Source organism: Deinococcus sp. KSM4-11 (genome assembly GCF_004801415.1).
GTDB lineage: Bacteria > Deinococcota > Deinococci > Deinococcales > Deinococcaceae > Deinococcus.
Map to the genome: position 1 here is coordinate 579,727 of NZ_SSNX01000002.1, position 20,542 is coordinate 600,268.

The 20,542-nt window shown below is 70.7% G+C and carries 17 protein-coding genes; 12 read left to right on the forward strand and 5 right to left on the reverse strand.

Annotated elements, in window-relative coordinates; genetic code table 11:
• Nucleotides 1–12: 12 nt before the first annotated feature.
• Together E7T09_RS09670 and E7T09_RS09675 are read left to right on the forward strand one after the other, a co-directional pair.
• Complete coding sequence (locus tag E7T09_RS09670) at nt 13–597, forward strand: hypothetical protein (RefSeq protein WP_136388950.1); 585 nt, start codon at nt 13–15, stop codon at nt 595–597.
• A 60-nt stretch (nt 598–657) separates the two neighbouring features.
• Nucleotides 658–1,938, forward strand: coding sequence for a beta-N-acetylglucosaminidase domain-containing protein (locus E7T09_RS09675; RefSeq protein WP_136388951.1), 1,281 nt, complete (start codon nt 658–660; stop codon nt 1,936–1,938).
• 56 nt (nt 1,939–1,994) lie between these two features.
• Here the strand turns inward: E7T09_RS09675 and E7T09_RS09680 are convergent, their stop codons facing one another.
• On the reverse strand, nt 1,995–4,481 hold the full coding sequence (locus tag E7T09_RS09680) for a bifunctional diguanylate cyclase/phosphodiesterase (protein WP_136388952.1): 2,487 nt from the start codon (nt 4,479–4,481) through the stop codon (nt 1,995–1,997).
• Nucleotides 4,482–5,035: 554 nt separating this feature from the next.
• Here E7T09_RS09680 and pelF point away from each other — a divergent pair.
• The 9 genes from pelF to E7T09_RS09725 all read left to right on the forward strand — a co-directional run bounded on the left by pelF (nt 5,036) and on the right by E7T09_RS09725 (nt 15,677).
• Nucleotides 5,036–6,514, forward strand: a complete 1,479-nt coding sequence (pelF, locus tag E7T09_RS09685) for a GT4 family glycosyltransferase PelF (protein WP_136388953.1) — start codon at nt 5,036–5,038, stop codon at nt 6,512–6,514.
• Nucleotides 6,511–7,881, forward strand: coding sequence for a hypothetical protein (locus tag E7T09_RS09690; RefSeq protein WP_240741715.1), 1,371 nt, complete (start codon nt 6,511–6,513; stop codon nt 7,879–7,881). Before pelF ends, E7T09_RS09690 begins: the two co-directional genes overlap by 4 nt.
• The gene (locus tag E7T09_RS09695) at nt 7,878–8,912 is read left to right on the forward strand and encodes an SDR family NAD(P)-dependent oxidoreductase (RefSeq protein ID WP_136388954.1); all 1,035 of its coding nucleotides are present in this window, start codon (nt 7,878–7,880) and stop codon (nt 8,910–8,912) included. The genes E7T09_RS09690 and E7T09_RS09695 overlap by 4 nt, the downstream gene beginning before the upstream one ends.
• A gap of 123 nt (nt 8,913–9,035) precedes the next feature.
• Nucleotides 9,036–9,782: a nucleotidyltransferase family protein gene (locus tag E7T09_RS09700; RefSeq protein ID WP_136388955.1), complete on the forward strand. Its 747-nt coding sequence runs from the start codon at nt 9,036–9,038 to the stop codon at nt 9,780–9,782.
• 5 nt (nt 9,783–9,787) lie between these two features.
• Nucleotides 9,788–10,699 carry an NAD(P)-dependent oxidoreductase gene (locus E7T09_RS09705; RefSeq protein ID WP_136388956.1) on the forward strand — a complete coding sequence of 304 codons (912 nt, stop codon included), beginning with the start codon at nt 9,788–9,790 and terminating at the stop codon, nt 10,697–10,699.
• A 50-nt stretch (nt 10,700–10,749) separates the two neighbouring features.
• Nucleotides 10,750–12,948 (forward strand): hypothetical protein, encoded by a 2,199-nt coding sequence (locus E7T09_RS09710; RefSeq protein WP_136388957.1) that lies wholly within the window; start codon nt 10,750–10,752, stop codon nt 12,946–12,948.
• A 17-nt stretch (nt 12,949–12,965) separates the two neighbouring features.
• The gene (locus tag E7T09_RS09715) at nt 12,966–13,676 is read left to right on the forward strand and encodes a hypothetical protein (protein ID WP_240741716.1); all 711 of its coding nucleotides are present in this window, start codon (nt 12,966–12,968) and stop codon (nt 13,674–13,676) included.
• Nucleotides 13,673–14,590: an MJ1477/TM1410 family putative glycoside hydrolase gene (locus E7T09_RS09720; protein ID WP_136388958.1), complete on the forward strand. Its 918-nt coding sequence runs from the start codon at nt 13,673–13,675 to the stop codon at nt 14,588–14,590. Before E7T09_RS09715 ends, E7T09_RS09720 begins: the two co-directional genes overlap by 4 nt.
• 46 nt (nt 14,591–14,636) lie before the next feature.
• Nucleotides 14,637–15,677 carry a zinc-dependent alcohol dehydrogenase family protein gene (locus E7T09_RS09725; RefSeq protein ID WP_136388959.1) on the forward strand — a complete coding sequence of 347 codons (1,041 nt, stop codon included), beginning with the start codon at nt 14,637–14,639 and terminating at the stop codon, nt 15,675–15,677.
• Between the two features lie 24 nt (nt 15,678–15,701).
• Here the strand turns inward: E7T09_RS09725 and E7T09_RS09730 are convergent, their stop codons facing one another.
• Nucleotides 15,702–16,664: an isoaspartyl peptidase/L-asparaginase family protein gene (locus tag E7T09_RS09730; RefSeq protein ID WP_136388960.1), complete on the reverse strand. Its 963-nt coding sequence runs from the start codon at nt 16,662–16,664 to the stop codon at nt 15,702–15,704.
• A gap of 71 nt (nt 16,665–16,735) precedes the next feature.
• Between E7T09_RS09730 and E7T09_RS09735 the strand changes: the two genes are divergently transcribed.
• Nucleotides 16,736–17,560, forward strand: coding sequence for an SDR family NAD(P)-dependent oxidoreductase (locus tag E7T09_RS09735; protein ID WP_136388961.1), 825 nt, complete (start codon nt 16,736–16,738; stop codon nt 17,558–17,560).
• 104 nt (nt 17,561–17,664) lie between these two features.
• Here E7T09_RS09735 and E7T09_RS09740 read toward each other — a convergent pair whose 3' ends face one another.
• Genes E7T09_RS09740 through E7T09_RS09750 form a run of 3 tightly spaced genes read right to left on the reverse strand, consistent with a single transcriptional unit; the run spans nt 17,665 to nt 20,542 of the window.
• Nucleotides 17,665–18,426 carry an SDR family NAD(P)-dependent oxidoreductase gene (locus tag E7T09_RS09740; RefSeq protein WP_136388962.1) on the reverse strand — a complete coding sequence of 254 codons (762 nt, stop codon included), beginning with the start codon at nt 18,424–18,426 and terminating at the stop codon, nt 17,665–17,667.
• Complete coding sequence (locus tag E7T09_RS09745; RefSeq protein WP_136388963.1) at nt 18,423–19,943, reverse strand: carboxypeptidase M32; 1,521 nt, start codon at nt 19,941–19,943, stop codon at nt 18,423–18,425. Before E7T09_RS09745 ends, E7T09_RS09740 begins: the two co-directional genes overlap by 4 nt.
• Entirely contained in the window at nt 19,940–20,542 is a 603-nt protein-coding gene (locus E7T09_RS09750; RefSeq protein ID WP_240741717.1) for an RraA family protein, read from the reverse strand. Before E7T09_RS09750 ends, E7T09_RS09745 begins: the two co-directional genes overlap by 4 nt.

Genomic DNA, 20,542 nt, shown 5'->3' on the forward strand with positions numbered 1-20,542 from the left:
CATGTAAGCAAGATGACGATCGGATGGACGGCCGGACAACACAGCACGAACCTCGCTGCCATGCTCGGCGACGACGACGTGCTGTACCGTGCCGCGCAGGGCCTGATGTGCCTGCGCGCCACGCCCGGCCGTTCCCAGCGTCTGGTGCCCCTGGTGGCCCGCCGCGCCGGGCGCTTCGTGGTGCTCGGCCGCCTCGGTGAGACCCTGCGGGTGCCGCCGCTGGCCCTCGGGCTGGACGCGGAACTCGATCAGGTCGCGCACCTCAGAACGTCCAGAACAACGCCGCTGGGCGTGGAATCGCTCTTCCAGGGCGCCGTCCTCGATGTCGACCTGCTGTATGAAGTCGAGAGCGACGCGGTGGCCGCACTCACCATTCCGGCGGGGGCCGTGGCCCGCGCCCTGAACGCCCGTGACCGGGTGCGCAGCCGACCGGCGTGGCGCTGGCCGTGGGATCAGACGGCCTTCCAGAGTGAGCAGCAGGCGGATCGGGCCGTGAGAGCAGCGCTGGGCGCCTTGCGCCGCGCCGCCGGAGACGTGGTGCTGACCCGCCGTGACAACAGCGTCCGTGACGCCGGCGACCTGCGCCGCGTCCACTGATCCCGCCTTGTCGCTGACTGCATCTCAAGTCGGGCCATTGCCTCCCAAGAGAGGGGGTCAATGAAGCTTCTCGGCGTCATTGAGGGCTTCTATGGGCCTCCGTGGACGGTCGCGCAGCGTGAACGCCTGTTCAGCCGCATGGCGGGGTGGGGCATGGAGACGTACCTGTACGCGCCAAAGGACGATCCCTGGCACCGGCAACACTGGCGCGAGCCCTACCCGGCCGCGCAGGCGCAGGCGCTGTCCGACCTGGCCGCCGCCGCCCGCTCGCAGGGCGTGCGGGTCGTGTACGCGCTGTCGCCGGGTCTCGATCTGGACTGGTCGTCCGCCGAAGACCGCGCGGCCCTGTCCGGTAAGTTCTTGCAGGTCGCCGCGCTTGGCATCACCGATTTCGCCCTGCTGTTCGATGACATTCCCTACAGCGATGATCGCGCCGCACAGGCCCGCGTGCAGGTGGAGGCCGCTCACGTGGTCGTGGACTCGCTCTGGCCACAGGGGCAGGCCGGCCTCTTCCTGTTCTGCCCGACGGAATACTGCGGTGACCGTGCGGTGCCGTCGGTGCCGGAATCCCCATACCTGCACGCGCTGGGTCGCGGCCTGCGCGACGGCATCGAGGTGTTCTGGACGGGGCCGCAGGTCGTTTCCCCCACGATCAGCGTGGAGAGCATTCTGGAAGTGAACGCGGTGCTGCGCCGCCCCGCGCTGCTGTGGGACAACCTGCACGCCAGCGATTACACCCTGCACCGCCTGCACCTCGGGCCGTACGCGGGCCGCCCCCTGGCCCTGCGCGACCACCTGGCCGGCATCCTCAGCAATCCAAACACGCCCCTCGAACCGAATACGCCGGGCCTGCACAGCCTCGCCGAGTATGCCCACGCGCCGGCGGACTGGACGCCGACCGACTCGCTGGAACGCGCGCTGGTCGCGTGGCTCCCGGACTTCGGCGCCCGGCCGGACGACATGGATCTGCTGCCCGGCCTGCGTGTCCTGGCCGACTCGCTGTACCTGCCAGGCGAACTCGGGCCACGGGCGCAGGCGCTGCTGGAGGCCGCCCAGGCCCTCACGGTGGGCGCCACGGCACATGACCACACGACATTGGCCCAGGAACTCCGGGAGGCCGCGTCGGCCCTGGCGCGCGTGCTGCGTGCCCTCGAAGCGGGCCGCAACCGCGATCTGCTGTTCGATCTCCACCCGTTCCTGGCCGACCTGATCCAGGAACTTCATCGCCTCAGTGCCCCCGTGCTGGGCGCGGGCGTGGATGACCCCGCCGAGTTCACGTACCGGGGATCGCTGGGCGACCGGCTCCTCGCGCTGGACGCTGCTCTGCTCAGGAAACCGTAACCAGCCCTGGCGGGTAATTCAACACCAGTCCTCGGAGTGGCGTGGCGGGGCGCGCGTTACCGATGCGCCCGGTCCAGCGCCATGTCCGGGCTGACCACGGGACGACGGTGGTGCTGCGCCAGGTCGGCCAGGCTGGCGCGGGCCTGGGCGGCGGGCCTGGGCCGGCCGAGCAGGTAGCCCTGCGTGAATTCGCACCCCAGCGCCCGGACTTCCTGGAGCTGCCGCTCCGTCTCAACCCCCTCGGCCACGACCTCGAGGCCGAGGGCGTGCGCGAGCGCGGTGATGGCGCCGACAATGCGCGTTGCGCCCTCGACGCGTCCCAGATCATGGATGAAGGCCCGGTCGATTTTCAGCATGGTCACGGGCAGGCGCATCAGATAAATCAGGGCCGAGTGGCCCGCCCCGAAGTCATCGATGGCCACCCGGACACCCAGGGCGCTGAGGGCAGCCATCTTGGCCGCCGTCGCCTGGATATCCTGCACGACCAGCTGTTCCGTGAGTTCCAGCTCCAGCCACTGGGCGTTCAGGCCATGCCGGGCCAGCGTATCGACGACCGAGGTCACGAACTCCTCACGGGCGAACTGGGCGGGCGAGACATTGATCGCCATCCGTACGGGCGGCAGGCCCTCCCCCTGCCACTCGGCGAGCTGCCGGAGGGCCTCGTCGAGCACCCACGCGCCGATGGGGACGATCAGGCCCGCGTGTTCTGCGATGGGGATGAACTCGGCAGGGGAGACGGTGCCCAGGTCAGGATCGGTCCAGCGCAGCAGGGCCTCGAACCCACGTAGCGTGCCACGCGCGTCGTGCTGGGGCTGGTAATGCAACGTGAACTCGTGGCGAGCCAGGGCCCCCCGCAGGCGCCGCTCGACGTTGGATCGGCGCTGGGCCGCCGCGTTCATGCTGGGCGCATAGAAGCGAACGGCGTTCTTGCCCTGCTGCTTGGCGTCGTACATCGCGACGTCCGCATTCATCAGCAGGGTGTGCGGGGTGTCGCCGTCAGCGGGCGAGAGGCTGACGCCCATCGACGCTGTGATCCGGACGTCCTGTCCGGCGGCCAAGATCGGAACGGTGATCTGGTCGAGCAGCCGGTGCGTGACCATCCGCACGTCGGCCACCTGCCCGACCTCGGTGAGCAGGATCACGAATTCATCGCCGCCCAGCCGGGCGACCGTGTCGGCCGCCCGGACGACGTCCGTCAGGCGCCGCCCGACCTCGCGCAGCACGTCATCACCAGCGAGGTGCCCGAGCGTGTCATTCACATACTTAAAACCGTCCAGGTCGATGAAGATGACCGCCAGCAGGCCGCCGTACCGCGCGGCGTGGTGGGTCGCCTGCGCAAGGCGATCCTCGAACAGGACGCGGTTGGGCAGGCCGGTCAGCGCGTCGTGCTGCGCCTGATGCGAGAGCTGCGCGTGGCTGGCCGCGAGCGCGGCCGTCCGTTGGATGACCTTGGCCTCCAGTTCGCGGGAGAGGGCGCGCAGATCCTCGTTTGCCCGGTCCAACGCGTGTCCCTTCACGCTCAACTCCTGGGTGCGCTGGGCGACCCGGAGTTCCAGCTTCTCGGACGAGTCCCGCAGCGCCGCCGCGAGCCGTGCGTTCTCCTGGACACTCAGGGCCTGGCGGGCCACGACCAGCAGGGTCAACAGGCCGCCGCCCAGCAGCACGGCGGTCGATCCAGTTTCCTGTCCCGCCAGCGTGAAGAGTTGCAGGCCGGTCGTGGAGATCACCGCCAGAAACGGAGCGAGCGTCCACCAGCGCGTTCCAGGGGGCACGCCACCTTCCTGGGCCGACGGGTGACGGGCCTCCAGGGCGGCGGCGCCAATCAGGGCGGCCGCCAGCGACCAGAAGCTGTCGGTGAACGCGGCGGAGGCGTAGGCATCCCGGGCGGTCAGAAAGGCGAACACGCTGTCGGCAACGACCTGGCTGACCATACCGAGGGCCAGCAGGAGGCCGGGACGCCGGGGCAGGCCGCCGCCCTGGACGGCCAGCACGAGCGCCATGGCCAGGAGCGCCAGGTCGAGGGCCGGGTAAGCGAGGGCCACGGTGCCCTCAAGGGGCTGTCCGGCGTAGATCCTGAGGGTGACCGAGCCCAGAAAATGCCAGAAGTACAGGGCCGCGCAGCCCAGCACCAGGGCCATGTCGAGGCCCAGGGTCAGGCCCCAGAGTCTGGCCGCACCACGCCGGGGCAATTTCAGGAACCCGGCCATGAAGGCCACCGGCAGACTCAGGTACAGCAGATCGGCCACGGACGGGAAAGGCTGGACATGCCGGACGAGTTCCAGGTACGTCCACAGCATGTTCCCACCGGCGTAGGCGAGAAGGCCAACGCCGAAGGCGCGCCAGGCGATCCGCAGCTCCACGGTGCCCTGTCGGGCCGTGTGCAGGCAGGCCACGCCCGCCAGGAGGTAGGCGGGAATACTCAGCAGATCGGCCAGCCACAGGCCGATCTCGCCGGGGTGCGGCAGCAGCTCGAACAGCATGTGCACGGCGACCGCTGCGGCGAGCGCAGGTCCGAGTCTGGAGGGGCGGGCGGAGGCGACCATCTGCGGCCCGAGCTTAGAGATCAGGTCGTTACCACGTCCTTACCGGACGGTGACCATCGGGTCGTTCCGCAACGCCATTCCCCCACCGGGCGCTGGCCTGCAGGGTCAGGCGGCCTCGTGAGACCACGGGCGAACCCTGGCTCCACTCGATCGCCGGTTCTTCTGGGGGAACGGGGGGAGCCATGCCCCCACTGCGGGGGGAGTCGAAGTCCTGTCACAGCGCACTCGATGTTCGCCGGCGTGCCCTTCATTGCAACTGAGGACACATTTATAAATCACATCCAAGGCCGCGTGTTAGCGCGTGATGATGCCCCGAAGTTAAGGCCCGGCTAAAGGCTGGCTGGGACATGGTTTTCGTGCTGATCCCTGCCCGTTTCATGATCGTTACTGACTCCGACACCCGGCGGGGGCTGGTGCCGCGGTCAGGCTTTTTTCACAATATTCATGCGGTATGTTAAATATCTCGCATTTGTTGGCTCCATGCTGGGGCTCGCATTCCGGCTTCGCACGACGGTCATCCCCCCTCATTCCGTGCCCACGCACCCAGGACGTCTATGACCCCTGTTCTGCTTTCTCCTGCCTTTAGCAACGCCAGCCTGCGGGTGGCCCTCTACACCGAGGGCACCTACCCGCAGTCGCACGGCGGCGTGAGCGTGTGGGTGGATCAGCTGGTTCGGGGCCTGGGCGATCACGCCTTCGACGTGCGGGCCATTACGGGTGTGCCCTACCCCCGGCCCGCCATGGAGCTGCCGGCCAACGTCCGGGCCGTCGCCGTGCCGCTGTGGGGCGAAGCCCCGCGATCCGGGGGCCGTCAGCCGGACTGGGCCCACCGGGTCTCGGACGCCTTCGCGGCGCTGATCGGCGCGCTGTGCGACCTGAACCAGGCGGCCTTCGCGGTCGCCCTGCGCACCTTCGCGGCGCTGGGACGCTCGGGCGGATTTACGGCCGTACTGGACTCGCCCCGCATGACCCGGATGCTGCTGGAGACCTGGAGTGCCGCCTCCGCCCGGCAGCGCCCGGGCCGGGAGCGCAGCGCTCCCCGCCTGCCCACCCCCAGCGTGGCCGACGCCCTGGACGTGCAGACCTGGCTGGAACACGCGCTGCGCCCCCTGTGCACGCCCGCCCCCGAGGCCGAGGTCGGCCACGCCGTCAGCAACGGCTTCGCCGGCATGCTGGCCCTGAACGGCCTGTGGACGCATGGCACGCCGTTTGTCCTCACCGAACACGGGGTGTACATGCGCGAACGCTACCTGGAATTCCGGCGCGCTCCGTATTCGCCGGGCTTCAAGGGCATGCTGCTGCGCTTTTACCGCCTGCTCACCACCACCGTCTACCAGGGAGCGGCCCTGGTGCTGCCTGGCTCGCAGTACAACCGCCGCTGGGAGGAACGCCTGGGCACGCATCCGGACAAGATCCACTGCGTGTACAACGGCATCGACCCGGAGATCTTCCCGGTCGCAGAGGATGAACCGAGCCAGCCGGTGGTGAGCTGGGTGGGCCGCATCGATCCCCTCAAGGACATCGAGACCCTGATCCGCGCCTTCGACCTGGTGCGCCGGCAGCGGCCCACGGCGCGTTTACGCCTGTTCGGGGGCGTGCCTGCCGGCAATGAGGGCTACGCCCAGGCCTGCGAGACCCTGACGGATCAATTGAACCTGCGCGAGCACGTCACCTTCGAGGGACGCGTGGCTGACATCACCGACGCGTACCGGGCCGGGCAGATCGTGGCGCTGACCAGCGTCAGCGAGGGCTTTCCGTACAGCGTGATCGAGGCCATGGCCATGGGTCGCCCCCCGGTCGCCACGCGCGTCGGGGGCGTGCCGGAGGCGGTCGGAGACGCCGGTCTGATCGTCCGGCCCCGCGACGTCATGGGGGTCGCCAGCGCCCTGGGCCGGCTCCTCGACGACGCGCCCCTGCGCTCCCGCCTGGGCCGTGCTGCCCGCGAGCGCGTGATGGAACTGTTTACCCTCGACGGCTGCCTGGTCGCCTACCGACGGGCGTATCCCACCGCCATGGCCGGGAGCGCGGGATGAGCGCCCGAAGTGAACTGGGCACGGGACGCGCCGCCGCCTGGCCGGCCTCCCTGCCCGACCGCTTGCGCGAGGTCGACCTGACCCTGGCCGCCGAGCGGGCGCGGGTGGTGGACGTGGAGGAGATCGCGGCCTACCTCGAAGCCGATGGTCTGGGCGACGAGGCGCTGCGCACCCGCTACGGCACCGGCGGACTGTTCGACGCGGCCGAGCAGCTCTACCGCCAGCGGGGCACGGGCCGCGCCCTCGACCGGCTGGCGACGGTGCCCCTGCCGGCGTTCCCCTGGAACCGCGTGCTGCGCGGGCCGCTGTACCTGCTCCCCGGCCTGGCGGGCCTGCTTGTCGCCCGGACGCTGGGGCAGGGCGCCACCGACGCCTTCGTCTTCGCGGCCATGTTCGGCTGGGGCTGGACGACGCTGCTGGCCAGCCTGCGCTACGCCGAACCGCTCGGCGTGCCCGGCCGGGCCATGCGGCTCGCGATGGCGGTCGGCGCAGGTGCCGGCGTGCTGGGTGGGGCCGTGGGGGCCGCGCTGCTGCCGGGAATGCCCGCCGGGGGCTGGAGCGCGCTGTCGCCCGACACGGTGGGTCTGGGGGCAGTAGTCGGCGGTACGGTGGCCCTCTCGGCGGGAGCGGCGGGCGTGCTGCTGTCGCTGCACCGCACCGTGCGGTACGTCGGAGCCTATGCCAGCCCCCTGCTCGCGGCGGTCGTGGTGTACGTGTCTCCCTCGACCGGTGCGGCGCTGGCCGCCCTGGGCCTGCTCGCGGTCATGCCGCTGCTCTCGGCGCTGAACGCCACCCGCCCGGCCGGAGCGCTGCCAGCCACCTGGGCGACCCTGCGCGCGCACCTGCCACAGGCCCTGACAGGCTGGATGCAGGCGCTGGTGTTCGTGCTCCTCACCGGCCGTCTGGGCGCGTGGACCCTGCTGCCCCTGGTGCTCGGCACCGGCCTGCTGGAGGGGACGGTCTGGCACGTGCAGGAACGCCTGCAGCGCCTCGCACGGCTGTCACCGGATCTGGAGCGCCTGAGTCGCGCCGGTTCCCCCACCGTGCTGTGTGGGGCGGCCCTCTTCGGCCTCGTCCTGGCCGGTGTCGCGTACGTCGTGCCGCGCCTGCCGCCATTCCTTCCCGCCCGACCCGACGCGTGGGCCTTCGTGGGCCTGTACGGCGCGGCCCTACTGCTCACCGCCTGGCTGGCCAACCACCGCCGGCTGACCGTCCTCACCGCGTGCTGGGCCGTGTGCGCCGCCCTGCTCCTCACCGCGTTCTCCGCCGCTTCCCTCCCGGCGCTCACCACAGGCCTGGGCCTGCTGTGCGCCGTCCTGTCGGCCCTCGTCCTGCACGCCGCTCACGACCCACGGAGTTACCGATGACCCAGACCATGCTGCCCACCCCGTCTTCTCAGGCCTCGTCCCGCCCGCTGGTCGCCGTGACCGGCGCCGACGGCTTCATCGGCTCGCACCTGACCGAGGAACTCGTGCAGGCCGGCTACCGCGTCCGGGCCATGGCCATCTACAACTCGCAGGGCTCGTACGGCTGGCTCGACCGGGTCGGCCCCGAAGTCATGCAGCACGTGGAGGTGCAGCTCGGCGATGTCCGCGACGCCGGCAGCGTGCGGGCGCTGATGCAGGGCGCGCAGACGGTGTACCACCTGGCCGCCCTGATCGCCATTCCGTACTCGTACGTGGCCCCGCGCTCCTACGTCGAGACGAACATCACCGGCACGCTGAACGTGCTGGAAGCCGCCCGCGACCTCGGAACCGGAAGGGTCGTGCACACCAGCACCAGCGAGGTCTACGGCACCGCCCGCAGCGTGCCCATCCACGAATCGCATCCCCTGCAGGGCCAGTCGCCGTACTCCGCCACCAAGATCGGCGCGGACAAGCTCGCCGAGGCCTACTTCCTGAGCTTCGGCCTGCCGGTCGTGACACTGCGGCCCTTCAACACCTATGGACCGCGCCAGTCCGCGCGCGCCGTGATTCCCACCATCATCAGCCAGGTGGCGGCCGGGCAGCGCAGCATCCGCCTGGGCGACCTGCGCCCCACGCGGGACTTCAACTACGTCGCGGACACCGCCCGCGCCTTCCGCGCGGTGGGCGAGGCCGGGCCCGAGGTGCTGGGCCGCACCCTGAACGCCGGCTCCGGCCGCGAGATCACGGTGGGCGACACCGTCCGCCTGATCGGTCAGGTCATGGGCGCCGACCTGGAGGTCACGCAGGAGGACATCCGCCTGCGCCCCGAGGGCAGCGAGGTCATGCGCCTGCTCGCCGATCACACCGAACTCCACACCCTGACCGGCTGGGCGCCGCAACTCACGCTGGAAGAGGGCCTGCGCCGCACCGCCGAGTGGTTCACGGACCCCGTCAACCTGGCCCGCTACCGGGTCGGGGAGTACACCATCTGACCCTGACCGGCCCCGGCCTGCGCCTCGCCGCCGGACGCCGCCTCGCCCGCCCCCCCGCCACCCGGCGTTTCCGTCCCCCCACCGCTCTCGGCGCGCCCACCGCACGTGGGACCAGGAGACAGCATGCACGCCGTCATTCTCGCCGGAGGCAAAGGTACCCGCCTGCGCCCGTACACCACCTGCGTTCCCAAGCCCCTCGTGCCGATCGGCGATACCTACTCCATCCTGGAAATCGTCCTGCACCAGCTCCAGTCACGCGGCTTCCACTCGGTCACGCTGGCCATCGGGCACATGGGCCACCTGATCCGCGCCTTCGTCGGCGACGGCAGCCGCTACGGCCTGAGCGTGGACTACACCGACGAGGTCACGCCCCTGGGCACCATCGGCCCGGTACTGCAGGTGCTCGACCGCCTGCCCGAACACTTCCTGATCATGAACGGCGACGTCCTGACGAACCTCGACTACGGCTCCTTCCTGACCCGCCACATGCAGGGGAGCGCGCCGGTCACCGTCGCCACGTACCGCCGCGAGGTTCGCAGCGAATTCGGCGTGCTCGACGTGGACGACAGCGGGCAACAGATCGTCGCCTTCCGCGAGAAGCCCACCGTGCCCTTCCAGGTGAGCATGGGCGTGTACGCCATGACCCGCGACACCCTGCGCCGCTACGCGCCGGGCCAGGTGCTGGGCTTCGACACCCTGATGCTCGACCTGCTCGGCGCCGGGCAGCGGCCCGGCAGTGACCTGTTCGGCGGTTACTGGCTCGACATCGGCAGGCCCGAGGATTACGACACGGCCAACGAGCAGTGGGCCGACATGGCGCCCATCCTGCTCCCGCACCTGTACTTCAGCGACCTGAGCGCCGCCGACTGACCGCCATGGCGACCCGCGCGGATCACGACCGCCCCACCCTGCTGCTCGGCACGACCGGCTTTCTCGGCCAGCATGTGGCCTCCGCGCTGCGCGCCGCAGGCCGCGCCGTGCGCCCGGTGCGCGGCGTGAACCTCGCGGCCCTGGACGCCAGCGCCTGGGACGACCTGCTTGGTGACGCGGACGGCGTGATCAATGCGGCCGGGCGCACCGCCGGCCCGCTCAGCGACCTCACCCAGGCCAACGTGCAGGTGCTCGCCGGAGTCCTTGACGCCTGTGGGCGTGCCGGCGTTCCACTGGTGCACTTCGCCTCGGCCGCCGAGTACGGCCGCACCCCGGAGCAGCACGCCGCCGCCGAGACCGACCCGGCCATCCCCCTCTCGGCCTACGGGGCGAGCAAGCTGGCGGGCACAGTCCTCCTTCAGGAAGCGGTGCGCTCCGGTCGGGTGCAGGCCTGCGCGCTGAGGCTCACCAATCCCCTGGGGCAGGGCATGAACGCCGGCAGTCTGCCCGGCCGCGCCGCCGCGCTGCTCCAGGACGCCGCCCGCCGCGGGCACGCGGAACTGCGCTTCGGGCCGCTCGGCGCGCAGCGGGACTTCGTGGATGCCCGCGACGTGGCCCGCGCCGCCCTGCACGTCCTCGACCACCTGCACCACGCTGGCCAGCCCGGCCCGGCGCTGCCCGACGTCATCAACGTCGGCAGCGGCGAGGCCAGGGCCGTGCGGGACGTCGTGCAGGGCCTCGCGGAGCTCACCGACTACCGGGGCGTGCTGCTCGAGGACGCGCCCGGCAGCCCCCGCAGCGGCGACGTGCCGTACCAGCGGGCCGACCTGAACCGCCTGCACGCCACGGGCTTCACCGCCCAGCACGACTTCCGAAGCAGCCTGAGTGCCCTGTTGGGCCCCGTTCACGCCACCTGAGTCTTCCCGTCGCCCCGCCCGCGCCCCGGCCTTCCACAAGGAGCTTTTTCATGACCAAGCACACCGCCCACCTCCTCAGCGCCCTGACCCTCAGCCTGCTGCTCGCCTCGTGCGGCAGCGGCACCCAGGCGCCGGCCGCCCAGACGTCAGCTGCCCAGACCGCCGCCACCCAGGAACCCACCTCGCAGGGGCCGGGCGCCGCAGATACCGTGAACACCGATGTCGGGCATGGCAGCGGGGAGCGGTCGCTGCCCGGTTTCAGTGGCGATCCCCGCACCTACCCCACCAACGCCCGCCTGGGGCCGGTCACCATCCGGCCGTCCACCCGCCTGCACGCGCAGGCGCTGCCCGCCAACGTCCAGACGAACCTGACGGCCCTGAAAGTCCTGGTCATCAGTTCCGGCAGCGGGGACTTCGGCATCGCGACGGCCAAGGCCATGCTCCAGGAGGCCGGCGTGCCCTACGACGTGCTGGACGCCACCGTGGACACGCTCGACATGGGCCGCCTGATCGACGCGAATGGCGTGGGCCGCTACGAGGGGATCGTCCTGACCAGCAGCGCCCTGATCTACGCCGCTGGGGGCGGCCTGTACCCCAGCGCCCTGGACGCCGGCGAATGGGACACCCTCTTCGAGTACGAGCGCACCTTCGGCGTGCGGCAGGTCGCCCTGTACGGCGCGCCCAGCACCGCGCCCGAGGACTATGGTCTGCGGACCGTGCCGGGCACCGAGACCTCCACAACCTCCCTGACCATGAGCCCGGCTGGACGCGCGGTGTTCGGCGACCTGACCGCCGCCAGCGTGCCCGTCAATTACGCCTATACCTACCCCTCGGCCGTGACCGTGGTGCCCGGCGTGACCACCCAGGTGCTCGCCACCGATCCGGCGGGCAACGTCCTGGCCGCGACCAGCACCAGTGCCGACGGCCGCGAACGCCTGATCCTGACCAGCGCCCAGAACCCGTACCTGCTGCACTCGCAACTGCTCAGCTATGGCCTCACACAGTGGCTCACGCGCGGCGTGCACCTCGGAGAGCACAAGCGCTTCTTGCAGGTCGATGTCGATGACCTGTTCCTGAGCGGTGATCGCCTGGATCCCACCACCCTCCTCCTGCGCCCCAACCCGTACCGGCTCCCGGGCAACGACCTGCTGAACGTGTACACCCAGATGAAGAACGTTCAGGCGGCCTATCCCGTGGCGAAGACCTTCCGCTACGCCCTGATGTTCAACGGCGGAGGGGCGAACACCTCGGTGCTGCCGCTGTGCGTCAACTGGACCTTCCTGACCCGCGACATGCTCAGCAGCGCCGCGAAGTGCCTGTACAACCAGTTCGACTGGGTGAACCACACCCGCGACCACCTGCGTATGGACGTCATGGATCTGCCCACCGCCAGTTCCCAGATCGCCGACAACATCACCATCGGCGCGCGGATGGGGCTGAGCATGAGCCGCAACGCCCTGGTGACCGGTGAGCACAGCGGCCTGGGCAACATGGATCCCAGCGATGACGGCACCTACAACGACTCCGACGTCAACCTGCCCAAGCAGGATCTGGGCCTGGGACGCAGCAACCCCAACATGCTCACCGCCGCCGTGAATGCGGGCGTGCGGTACATCGCCAGCGACCACAGCGTGGCGAGCCACTGGGACGCCAGCTGCTCCACCTGCGGCGTGCCGCACCCGATGAACAGTGGCGTGTTCCTGATTCCGCGCTGGCCCAACGCCATGGCCTACTACGTCACGGATCCCACCGAGGAGACCGCGTACTACAACAGCATGTACGCGCCGGGCGGCAAGTTCCCGTACTACGACCACAAGCTGACCTACGCCGAGATCCTTGACAAGGACAGCGATTTCACCCTCAACCACATCCTCGACGGCGGCGCGTTCCCGCATTACATGCACCAGACGAACCTGCGCCAGTACGCCGCAGGTAAGAGTCTCGCCACCGACTGGGTGCGGGCCTCGCTGGACAAGTACAGCCGCTACAGCACCCTGCCCCTGACCACCCTGCGCTGGACTGATCTCGGCGCGTACGTGGAGCGTCACTCGAAAGAGGAGAAGGCCAAGGCGGCCGGCACCCTGACCGGCGTGTGGAACCGCGCGACGAACCAGGTGACCGTCACCAGCACCGCCGGCACCGTGCCCGTGACCGTCACGGGCGATACCGCCGGCACCCTGTACGGGGCCTACCGCAGCCGTTCGGTGGACGTCGCCGGATCGATCACCGTCACCGTCGCCCCCCGCTGACCACGGTGGAGCGTGCCGTGCCCCGCGCGGCCCTCTCGGTCTACTACGGTGTGCCGTGCCCGGACAGCCTCAGGGTGCTGGCGCGGCACGCCACCGTGATCCTCCAGAGCGGCCTGTACAGCGACGCACAACTTCGGAACCTGCGGGGCTCGTCGCGCGTGCTGGGCTACCTGAGCGTGGGTGAGGATCACCCGCTGGGTGCGTATGCCTGCGTGCCCGGCAGCCAGCCCTACCACCGGGATCTCAACCCGGCGTGGGGCAGCGTCCACGTGGATGCCCACCATCCCGCCTGGCTGGCCACCGTCCTCCGGCGGGCCTCGGACGCACTGACCCGCACCGATGGCCTGCTCCTCGACACCCTCGACAGCGCGGATCCGGAGGCCACGGTGGCGCTGATCCGCGCGGTGCGCGCCCGCTGGCCGCTCGCGGTGCTGTACGCCAACCGGGGGTTTGCGCTGCTGGACGACCTGATCCCCCTGATCGACGGTGTGCTGTTCGAGGCCTTCAGCACCACCCACTCGCCCACGCCGGATCTGCATGACCCGGACGGCCTCGCGTATACGGCACACTGGCTGCACGCGGCGACCAACAGCGGCCTCGACGTGCTCGCCCTCGACTATGCCGACACGCCCGCCCTGGCCGCGTTGGCCAGAGCCCGCGCCGCCGCCCACGGGCTGCCTACCTTCGTCACCTCCCGTTCCCTCGACCTCCCTGGAGGCTTTTCTTGACCACTGCCCGCCTCGGCCTTCTGGCCCTGCTGCTCGTCGCCTGCTCCTCGTCGGGCACGGCCGGCACGACCTTCACGCCCGGGCCGGACGCCGCAACCCGCCCGGAACGCCTGGCCCAGGCCCGCACCTGGGGCTACCAGCTCACCGGCTACGGAACCGGCGGACTCGATCCCGTGCGTCGATCCAGCTTCGATCTGGTCGTCGTCGACGCCGGAGACGACGACGGCACCCCCTGGACGCCCGCGGACGTGGGTGCCGCTGCCACCCGCCCGACCGGAGGCGCGGCCCGGTTGATGATCGGGTACCTGAGCATCGGCGCGGCCGAGAACTACCGCCCTTACTGGCAGCCGGACTGGAACACGAACCCGCCACCATGGCTGCTCCAGGAGGATCCCGCGTGGCCCGGCAGCTTCAACGTGGCGTACTGGAACGCCGCCTGGCAGGCGATCATGCTCGCGCAGCTGGACCGGGTTATCGAGTCCGGGTTCGACGGCGTGTACCTCGACCTGGTGGACGCCTACGAACAGAACCCGCAGCAGCCGACCGCCCGCGCGGACATGGTGCGGTGGGTGTGTACGCTGGCGGCCCACGCCCGCGCCCGCGATCCGCACTTCCTGATCATTCCGCAGAATGCCTCCGAGCTGATCCGCGACCCCGGCTACGCACCCTGCGTGGACGCCCTGGGGAACGAGGAAACCTTCGTGTACGCCATGAACACGCCCACCGAAGCCGCCCGGCAGACCACCCTGCTCTCCGATTACGCGCTGTGGAAGGCGCGGGGCAAGCCCGTGTTCGCCATCGACTACGCCGACACGGAGCCGCTGGTCACGCAGACCTACGCCCGCGCCCGCGCCGACGGCCTGATTCCCTACGTCACGATCCGCGACGTGGACGTCCTGACTCCCGGCCGCTGACCGCCGTTCCGGTCACAGGCTGCCGCGAGCCTCTACCCTGAGCGCCATGCGTGCCCTGCTCTACACCGACTTCGGAACTCGACCCCACGTGACCACCGTGCCCGATCCCGAGCCCATGCCCGACGGAGTGGTGGTCGAGGTCGGGGCCAGCGGCGTGTGCCGCAGCGACTGGCACGGCTGGATGGGCCACGACCCGGACATCACGCTGCCGCATGTGCCCGGTCATGAACTGGCGGGCACGGTCGTGGCCGTCGGGTCGCAGGTCCGGACCTTCGGCGTCGGCGACCGCGTCACCGTGCCCTTCGTTGCCGGCTGCGGCCGCTGCGAGTCCTGCCGCGCCGGTGACCCGCAGGTGTGTCATGCCCAGTTCCAGCCGGGCTTCACCCACTGGGGCTCCTTCGCACAGTACGTGGCGCTGGGCTACGCCGACCAGAACCTCGTGCGGCTGCCCGACACGCTCGACTTCGCCACGGCCGCCAGCCTCGGCTGCCGCTTCGCCACGGCCTTCCGCGCGCTGGCGCAGCAGGGCCGCCTGCGGGGGGGCGAATGGGTGGCGGTTCACGGCTGCGGCGGTGTGGGCCTCTCGGCCATCATGATCGCCCGAGCCCTGGGCGCACGGGTCGTCGCGGTCGATATCGACGGGGAGAAGCTCGACCTTGCCCGCACGCTCGGGGCAGAGGTCACCATCGACGGCCGTACGACCACCGACGTGCCCGGCGCCATCCATGACGCCACGTCGGGCGGGGCCCACCTGTCGCTGGACGCCCTGGGGCACCCGCAAACACTGCTGAACTCGGTGCTGGGCCTGCGCCGGCGGGGTCGACACGTCCAGGTGGGTCTGCTGCTGGCCGACCACGCGCGGCCCCCGGTGCCGATGGATCGGGTGATCGGCTGGGAACTGGAGCTGCTCGGCAGCCACGGCATGGCCGCCCACACCTACGGCGGCATGCTCGGCCTGATCGTGAGCGGGCAGCTCAACCCCGCCGCGCTGATCGGGCGGCTCATCGGTCTGGACGACGCGGCTGACGCCCTCACGACCATGGACGCCTTTCAGGGAACGGGCGTGACCGTCATCGACCGCTTCTAGGCCCGACTGCTCCGGTGCGGGCCATCAGTCCTCGTGAATGGCGACGTACAGCTGGTCCCCGGTGATGAAGCCCCGGTACATGCCCTCCGTGTTGTAGGGAAGCACCACGTTCCCGTGCCGGTCCACCGCGCACAGGCCCGCCCCTCCGCCCCCCAGCGCCGTCAGCGTGCCGTGGATCAGCTCCTCGGCGGCCTGCGCGAGCGTCTGCCCCCCGTACAGCATGCGGGCGTGCAGGTCGTGCCCGGCAGCCACGCGGATGAACAGCTCCCCCTTGCCCGTGCCGGATATGGCGCAGGTGCGGTCGTCCGCCCAGGTGCCCGCCCCGATGATCGGGGAATCGCCCACCCGCCCGGCCGGTTTGGCCGTGTACCCGCCGGTGGACGTCGCGGCGGCCAGGTGCCCGTGCCGGTCGAGGGCGACCGCGCCCACGGTGCCGTGTTTCTCCTGCTCGGTCGCGCCCGCCGTGGTGCCCGACTGCTCACGCTCCAGCATCTTCTGGAGGGCCTCCTGGCGGGCGGGCGTGGTGAAGAAGGCGTTCTCGACCGGTTCAAACCCATGTTCGCCGGCCCACGCGTCGGCGGCCTCGCCGATCAGGAGCAGGGGATCGGACACCTCGGCCAGGGCGCGGGCCACCCGCACCGGATGGCGGATGCGCCGCGCGCCGGCAATGGCCCCGGCCCGCCCGGTCGCGCCGTCCATCAGCGAGGCGTCGAGTTCATGCACGCCGGCGCGGTTCAGGGCGGCCCCGTACCCCGCGTTGAAGACCGGGTCGTCTTCCATGACCTGGACGGCCGCCGCCACCGCGTCGACCGCGCTGCCCCCGGCGTCCAGCAGGGCGTACCCGGTCTCCAGGGCGCGTCTCAGGGCGTTCCGGGCGGCGGCGTTCGCCTCGGGGGTGAGGGACGCGCGTGGGATCGCGCCGCACCCTCCATGAATGGCGAGGACGGGACGGTGCGGATCGGAGCTGTGTTCGTCGGACGTGGGCATGGTTCACCTCTGGTCTGAATGAATGTCGTCTGGGCGGTCGGATTGCTGATGTGGGCTAGGGTGGGGACACCATGACTGAACCTACCGGAACTGTTCCTGCGGCCTCCGCCTCCTCACTGCCAGGCCGGGTGGCGATCGTTACCGGCGCGTCGTCCGGGATTGGTCAGGCGACTGCCCACGCCCTGGCGCAGGCCGCGGCGCGTGTGGTCGTGGCCGACGTGAACGCGGACGGGGGCGAGGGCACCGCGCAAGCCATCCGGGACGCGGGCGGCGACGCCGTGTTCATCCCCTGCGATGTGGCCGACGCCGCGCAGGTCGAGGGCCTGGTGACGCAGACCGTGAACCGCTACGGCGGACTGGACATCCTCGTGAACAACGCGGGCATCTCCGGCGGCGCGGGCCTGCTGCACGACCTCGACGTGGATACCTGGGACCGGGTCATTGGGGTGAACCTGCGCGGTCCCTTCCTGTGCGCCAAATATGCCCTGCCGCACCTGATGGAACGCCGGGGCGTGATCGTGAACGTCGCCTCCACCTACGGCCTGATCGGCGCGCCGCTGGCCCCCGCGTACTGCGCATCGAAGGGGGGCGTGGTGACCCTGACCCGTCAGCTCGCCGTGGACTACGGTCCGCACGGCGTCCGGGTGAACGCCGTGTGCCCCGGCTACGTGGACACCGACATGGGCGGGGGCCGCGCCCGCCTGGGGCCGGACGCCCAGGCCGCCGCGAACGCTCGCCGTGAGGCGGCCGCCGCCCGCCAGCCGATCGGCCGCCAGGCGCACGTGGACGAGATCGCCCGCGTGATCGCCTTCCTCGCCTCGGACGCCAGCTCGTTCATGACCGGCTCGATCGTCACGGTGGACGGCGGCTGCACCACGACCTTCAACCACGGCTGAGAACACCTCCGAACACAGAAGGATCAAAGGCGGCCTCCGAGGCATGGGAGAAGGTTCGGACTGGTGCCGGATCTTCCGGAGGGGTGCGGAGGCCGTCTGAACCCTCAGCCCTGGTCGAGCGGGCGGATCAGGATCTCGTTCACGTTGACGCGCGGCGGCTGGGTCGTCGCGTATACCACGGCGGCGGCGATGTCCTCCGGTTCCAGCGGCGTCATCTGCTTGATGCGGCCCTCGTAGGCGTCCTTGGTGGCCGTGTGCGTGATGTGATCGGTGAGTTCCGTGGCGACCACGCCCGGCTCGATCACCGTCACGCGGAGGCCCAGGAGCCGGACTTCCTGCCGCAGGCCCTCGCTGAACCCGCCCACCGCCCATTTGGTCGCGCTGTAGCCCGCGCTGGTCGGTCCGGCGCCGCGCCCGGACACCGAGGAGATGTTCACGATGTGCCCTGTGCCCTGCGGCGTCATGGCCTGCACGGCGGCCTGCGTACAGTGCATCAGGGCCAGCACGTTCAGATCCATCATGCGCTGCCAGTCGGTGGGATCGGCGTCCGCGACCGGGCCGAGCAGCATCAGCCCGGCGTTGTTCACCAGGATGTCGAGCCGCCCATGGGTGGTCACGGCCTGCGTCACGGCGGCGCGGGCCTGCGCCGGGTCGGACAGGTCGGCGACGATGACCGATGCCTGTCCTCCGTCGCGGCGGAGCTCCTCGGCCAGCGCGTCCAGCCGCTCGCGGCGGCGGGCGACCAGGACGACGGCGGCGCCCTCGGCATCCAGGGCGCGGGCGGTCGCCTCGCCGATCCCGCTGGACGCGCCGGTCACCAGCGCGACCTTGCCGGACAGTTTCAATTCGGAATGGGAACGGGTCATGCGGTGGCCTCCTGGGCATCCAGCTCGTAGAGGGCGGTGAATTTACCGGTGAGGTAGTCCAGGTACGGCTGCGGGTCGAGGCCGCGCCCGGTGGCGCGCATCAGCAGTTCATGCGGCGTATACGTGCGGCCGTGGCGGTAGACGTGCTCGGTGAGCCACCCGCGCAGGGGGGCGTACTCGCCGCGGGCGAGCTGCGCCTCCAGCTCCGGCAGCCCGGCCAGCGCCGCGTCGTAGAACTGCGAGGCCATGATGTTCCCGACCGTGTACGTGGGGAAGGACCCGAACAGTCCCGATGACCAGTGGATGTCCTGCAACACCCCGTGAGCGTCGTCCGGCACGTCCAGCCCCAGATCGGCCTTCACGCGGGCGTTCCACGCGGCCGGCAGGTCAGCCACGTCCAGCTCGCCGCCGATCAGGGCGCGTTCCAGCTCCACGCGCAGCATGATGTGCAGGTCGTAGGTGAGCTCATCGGCCTCCACCCGGATCAGGCTGGGCCGCACCTCGTTCACGGCGCGGTGGAAGGCGTCCAGGGAAATGTCTCCGAGCTGTTCCGGGAAGGCGGCCTGAAGGGACGCGTAGTGCTGCTCCCAGTACGCCCGCGAACGGCCGATGCGGTTCTCCCACAGCCGGGACTGACTTTCGTGCGTGCCGTAACTCGCGCCGCCCACCGCGTACAGGCCGGTCAGGTCGCTGGCGAGGAGCGTCCGGGTCAGGGCCGGATCGACGCCCTGCTCGTACAGCGCGTGCCCGGTCTCATGCAGCGTGCCGAACAGCGCGCCACTCAGGAACTGCTCCTGGAAGCGCGTGGTGATCCGCACGTCCTGGCGCGTGAAACTGATCTCGAACGGGTGCGCGGATTCGTCGAGCCGGCCGCGCGTCACGTCATAGCCGAAGCGCACGGCCGCCGCCAGCGAGAAGGCCTTCTGCTCCTGCGCTGGGTAGTGCCGCCGCAGGAAATCGGTGCGTGGCGCAGACTTCGCCGTGATCCGCTCCAGCAGCGCCACGTGATGGGCCCGCAACTGGGCGAACAGCGGGGTGAGTGCCTGGCCAGTCAGGCCCGGCTCGTACAGATTCAGCAGCGCGTCATACGGGTGATCCTGGTAGCCGAGCGCGTCCGCGAGCTGCCGGTTGAGATCGACCATGCGCGTCAGCATGGGTGCGAAGGCCGCGAAGTCGCTGGCGGCCTTCGCCCGCGTCCACACGTCCTGCGCCTGGGACTTCAGCGTGGCCAGGTCGCGGGTCAGCGTGTCCGGTACGCGCCTCAGCGCCGCGATGGCCTCCAGCGCCTGGGCGGCCGCCGGGTTGTCCGAGTCGGCCTGCGCGGCCCGCTCGAAGGCCGGGTCGAGCGTCCGTTCCCGCGCGAGACTGGAGATGGTCGCCATCTGCTGCCCGCGCGTGGCGCTCCCACCGGGCGGCATCTGCGTGCGGGCGTCCCAGGTGAGCAGGTTCAGGACGCACAGCAGGTCGTTGATCTCGGCGCTGAGACGCGCGAATTCGGTGGATGTGGTCTGGGTCATAGGGTTCCTCGTTGTTCGGAGAGCGTGGCCTGCACGAGCTCGGCCAGGACGGCGTTCACCACCCGAGGCGCCTCGGCGGCCGGCACCACCACGACGCCGTTGTCGTCCCCGACGATCAGGTCGCCGGGCAGCACGGGCACGCCGCCGATCGATACCGGCACCGCGACCTCACCCTCGTCGTCGCGCAGACCGGCCTGGGGCGTGTGGCCGGTGCTGACCACCGGAAAGCCGAGGCGACGGATGGCCGCCACGTCGCGGCACGCGCCGCCGATGACGGCCGCCCGCACGCCGCGTTCCAGGGCGGCGCGGGTCGTGTTCTCGCCCCAGAAGGCCGAGTGCCGGATGCCGTGCGTGTCGATCACGAGCACGCTGCCGGGTGGGGCACTGCCGATCGCCCGGTAGACCGTGCCCAGATTGGTACCCACCGTGCGCACTGTGACCGCTGGGCCAGCGAAGGTCGCGCCGGGCCACAGCGGGCGGAAGTCGCTGCTCAGGCCGCCGCTGTGGCCGAGCAGGTCGCTCAGGTCGCAGGTCAGGTCGCGGCCGGGCAGAGCCGCCGCCAGCTGGTCGGCCAGCGCGAGCAGGTTCGGACCACTCAT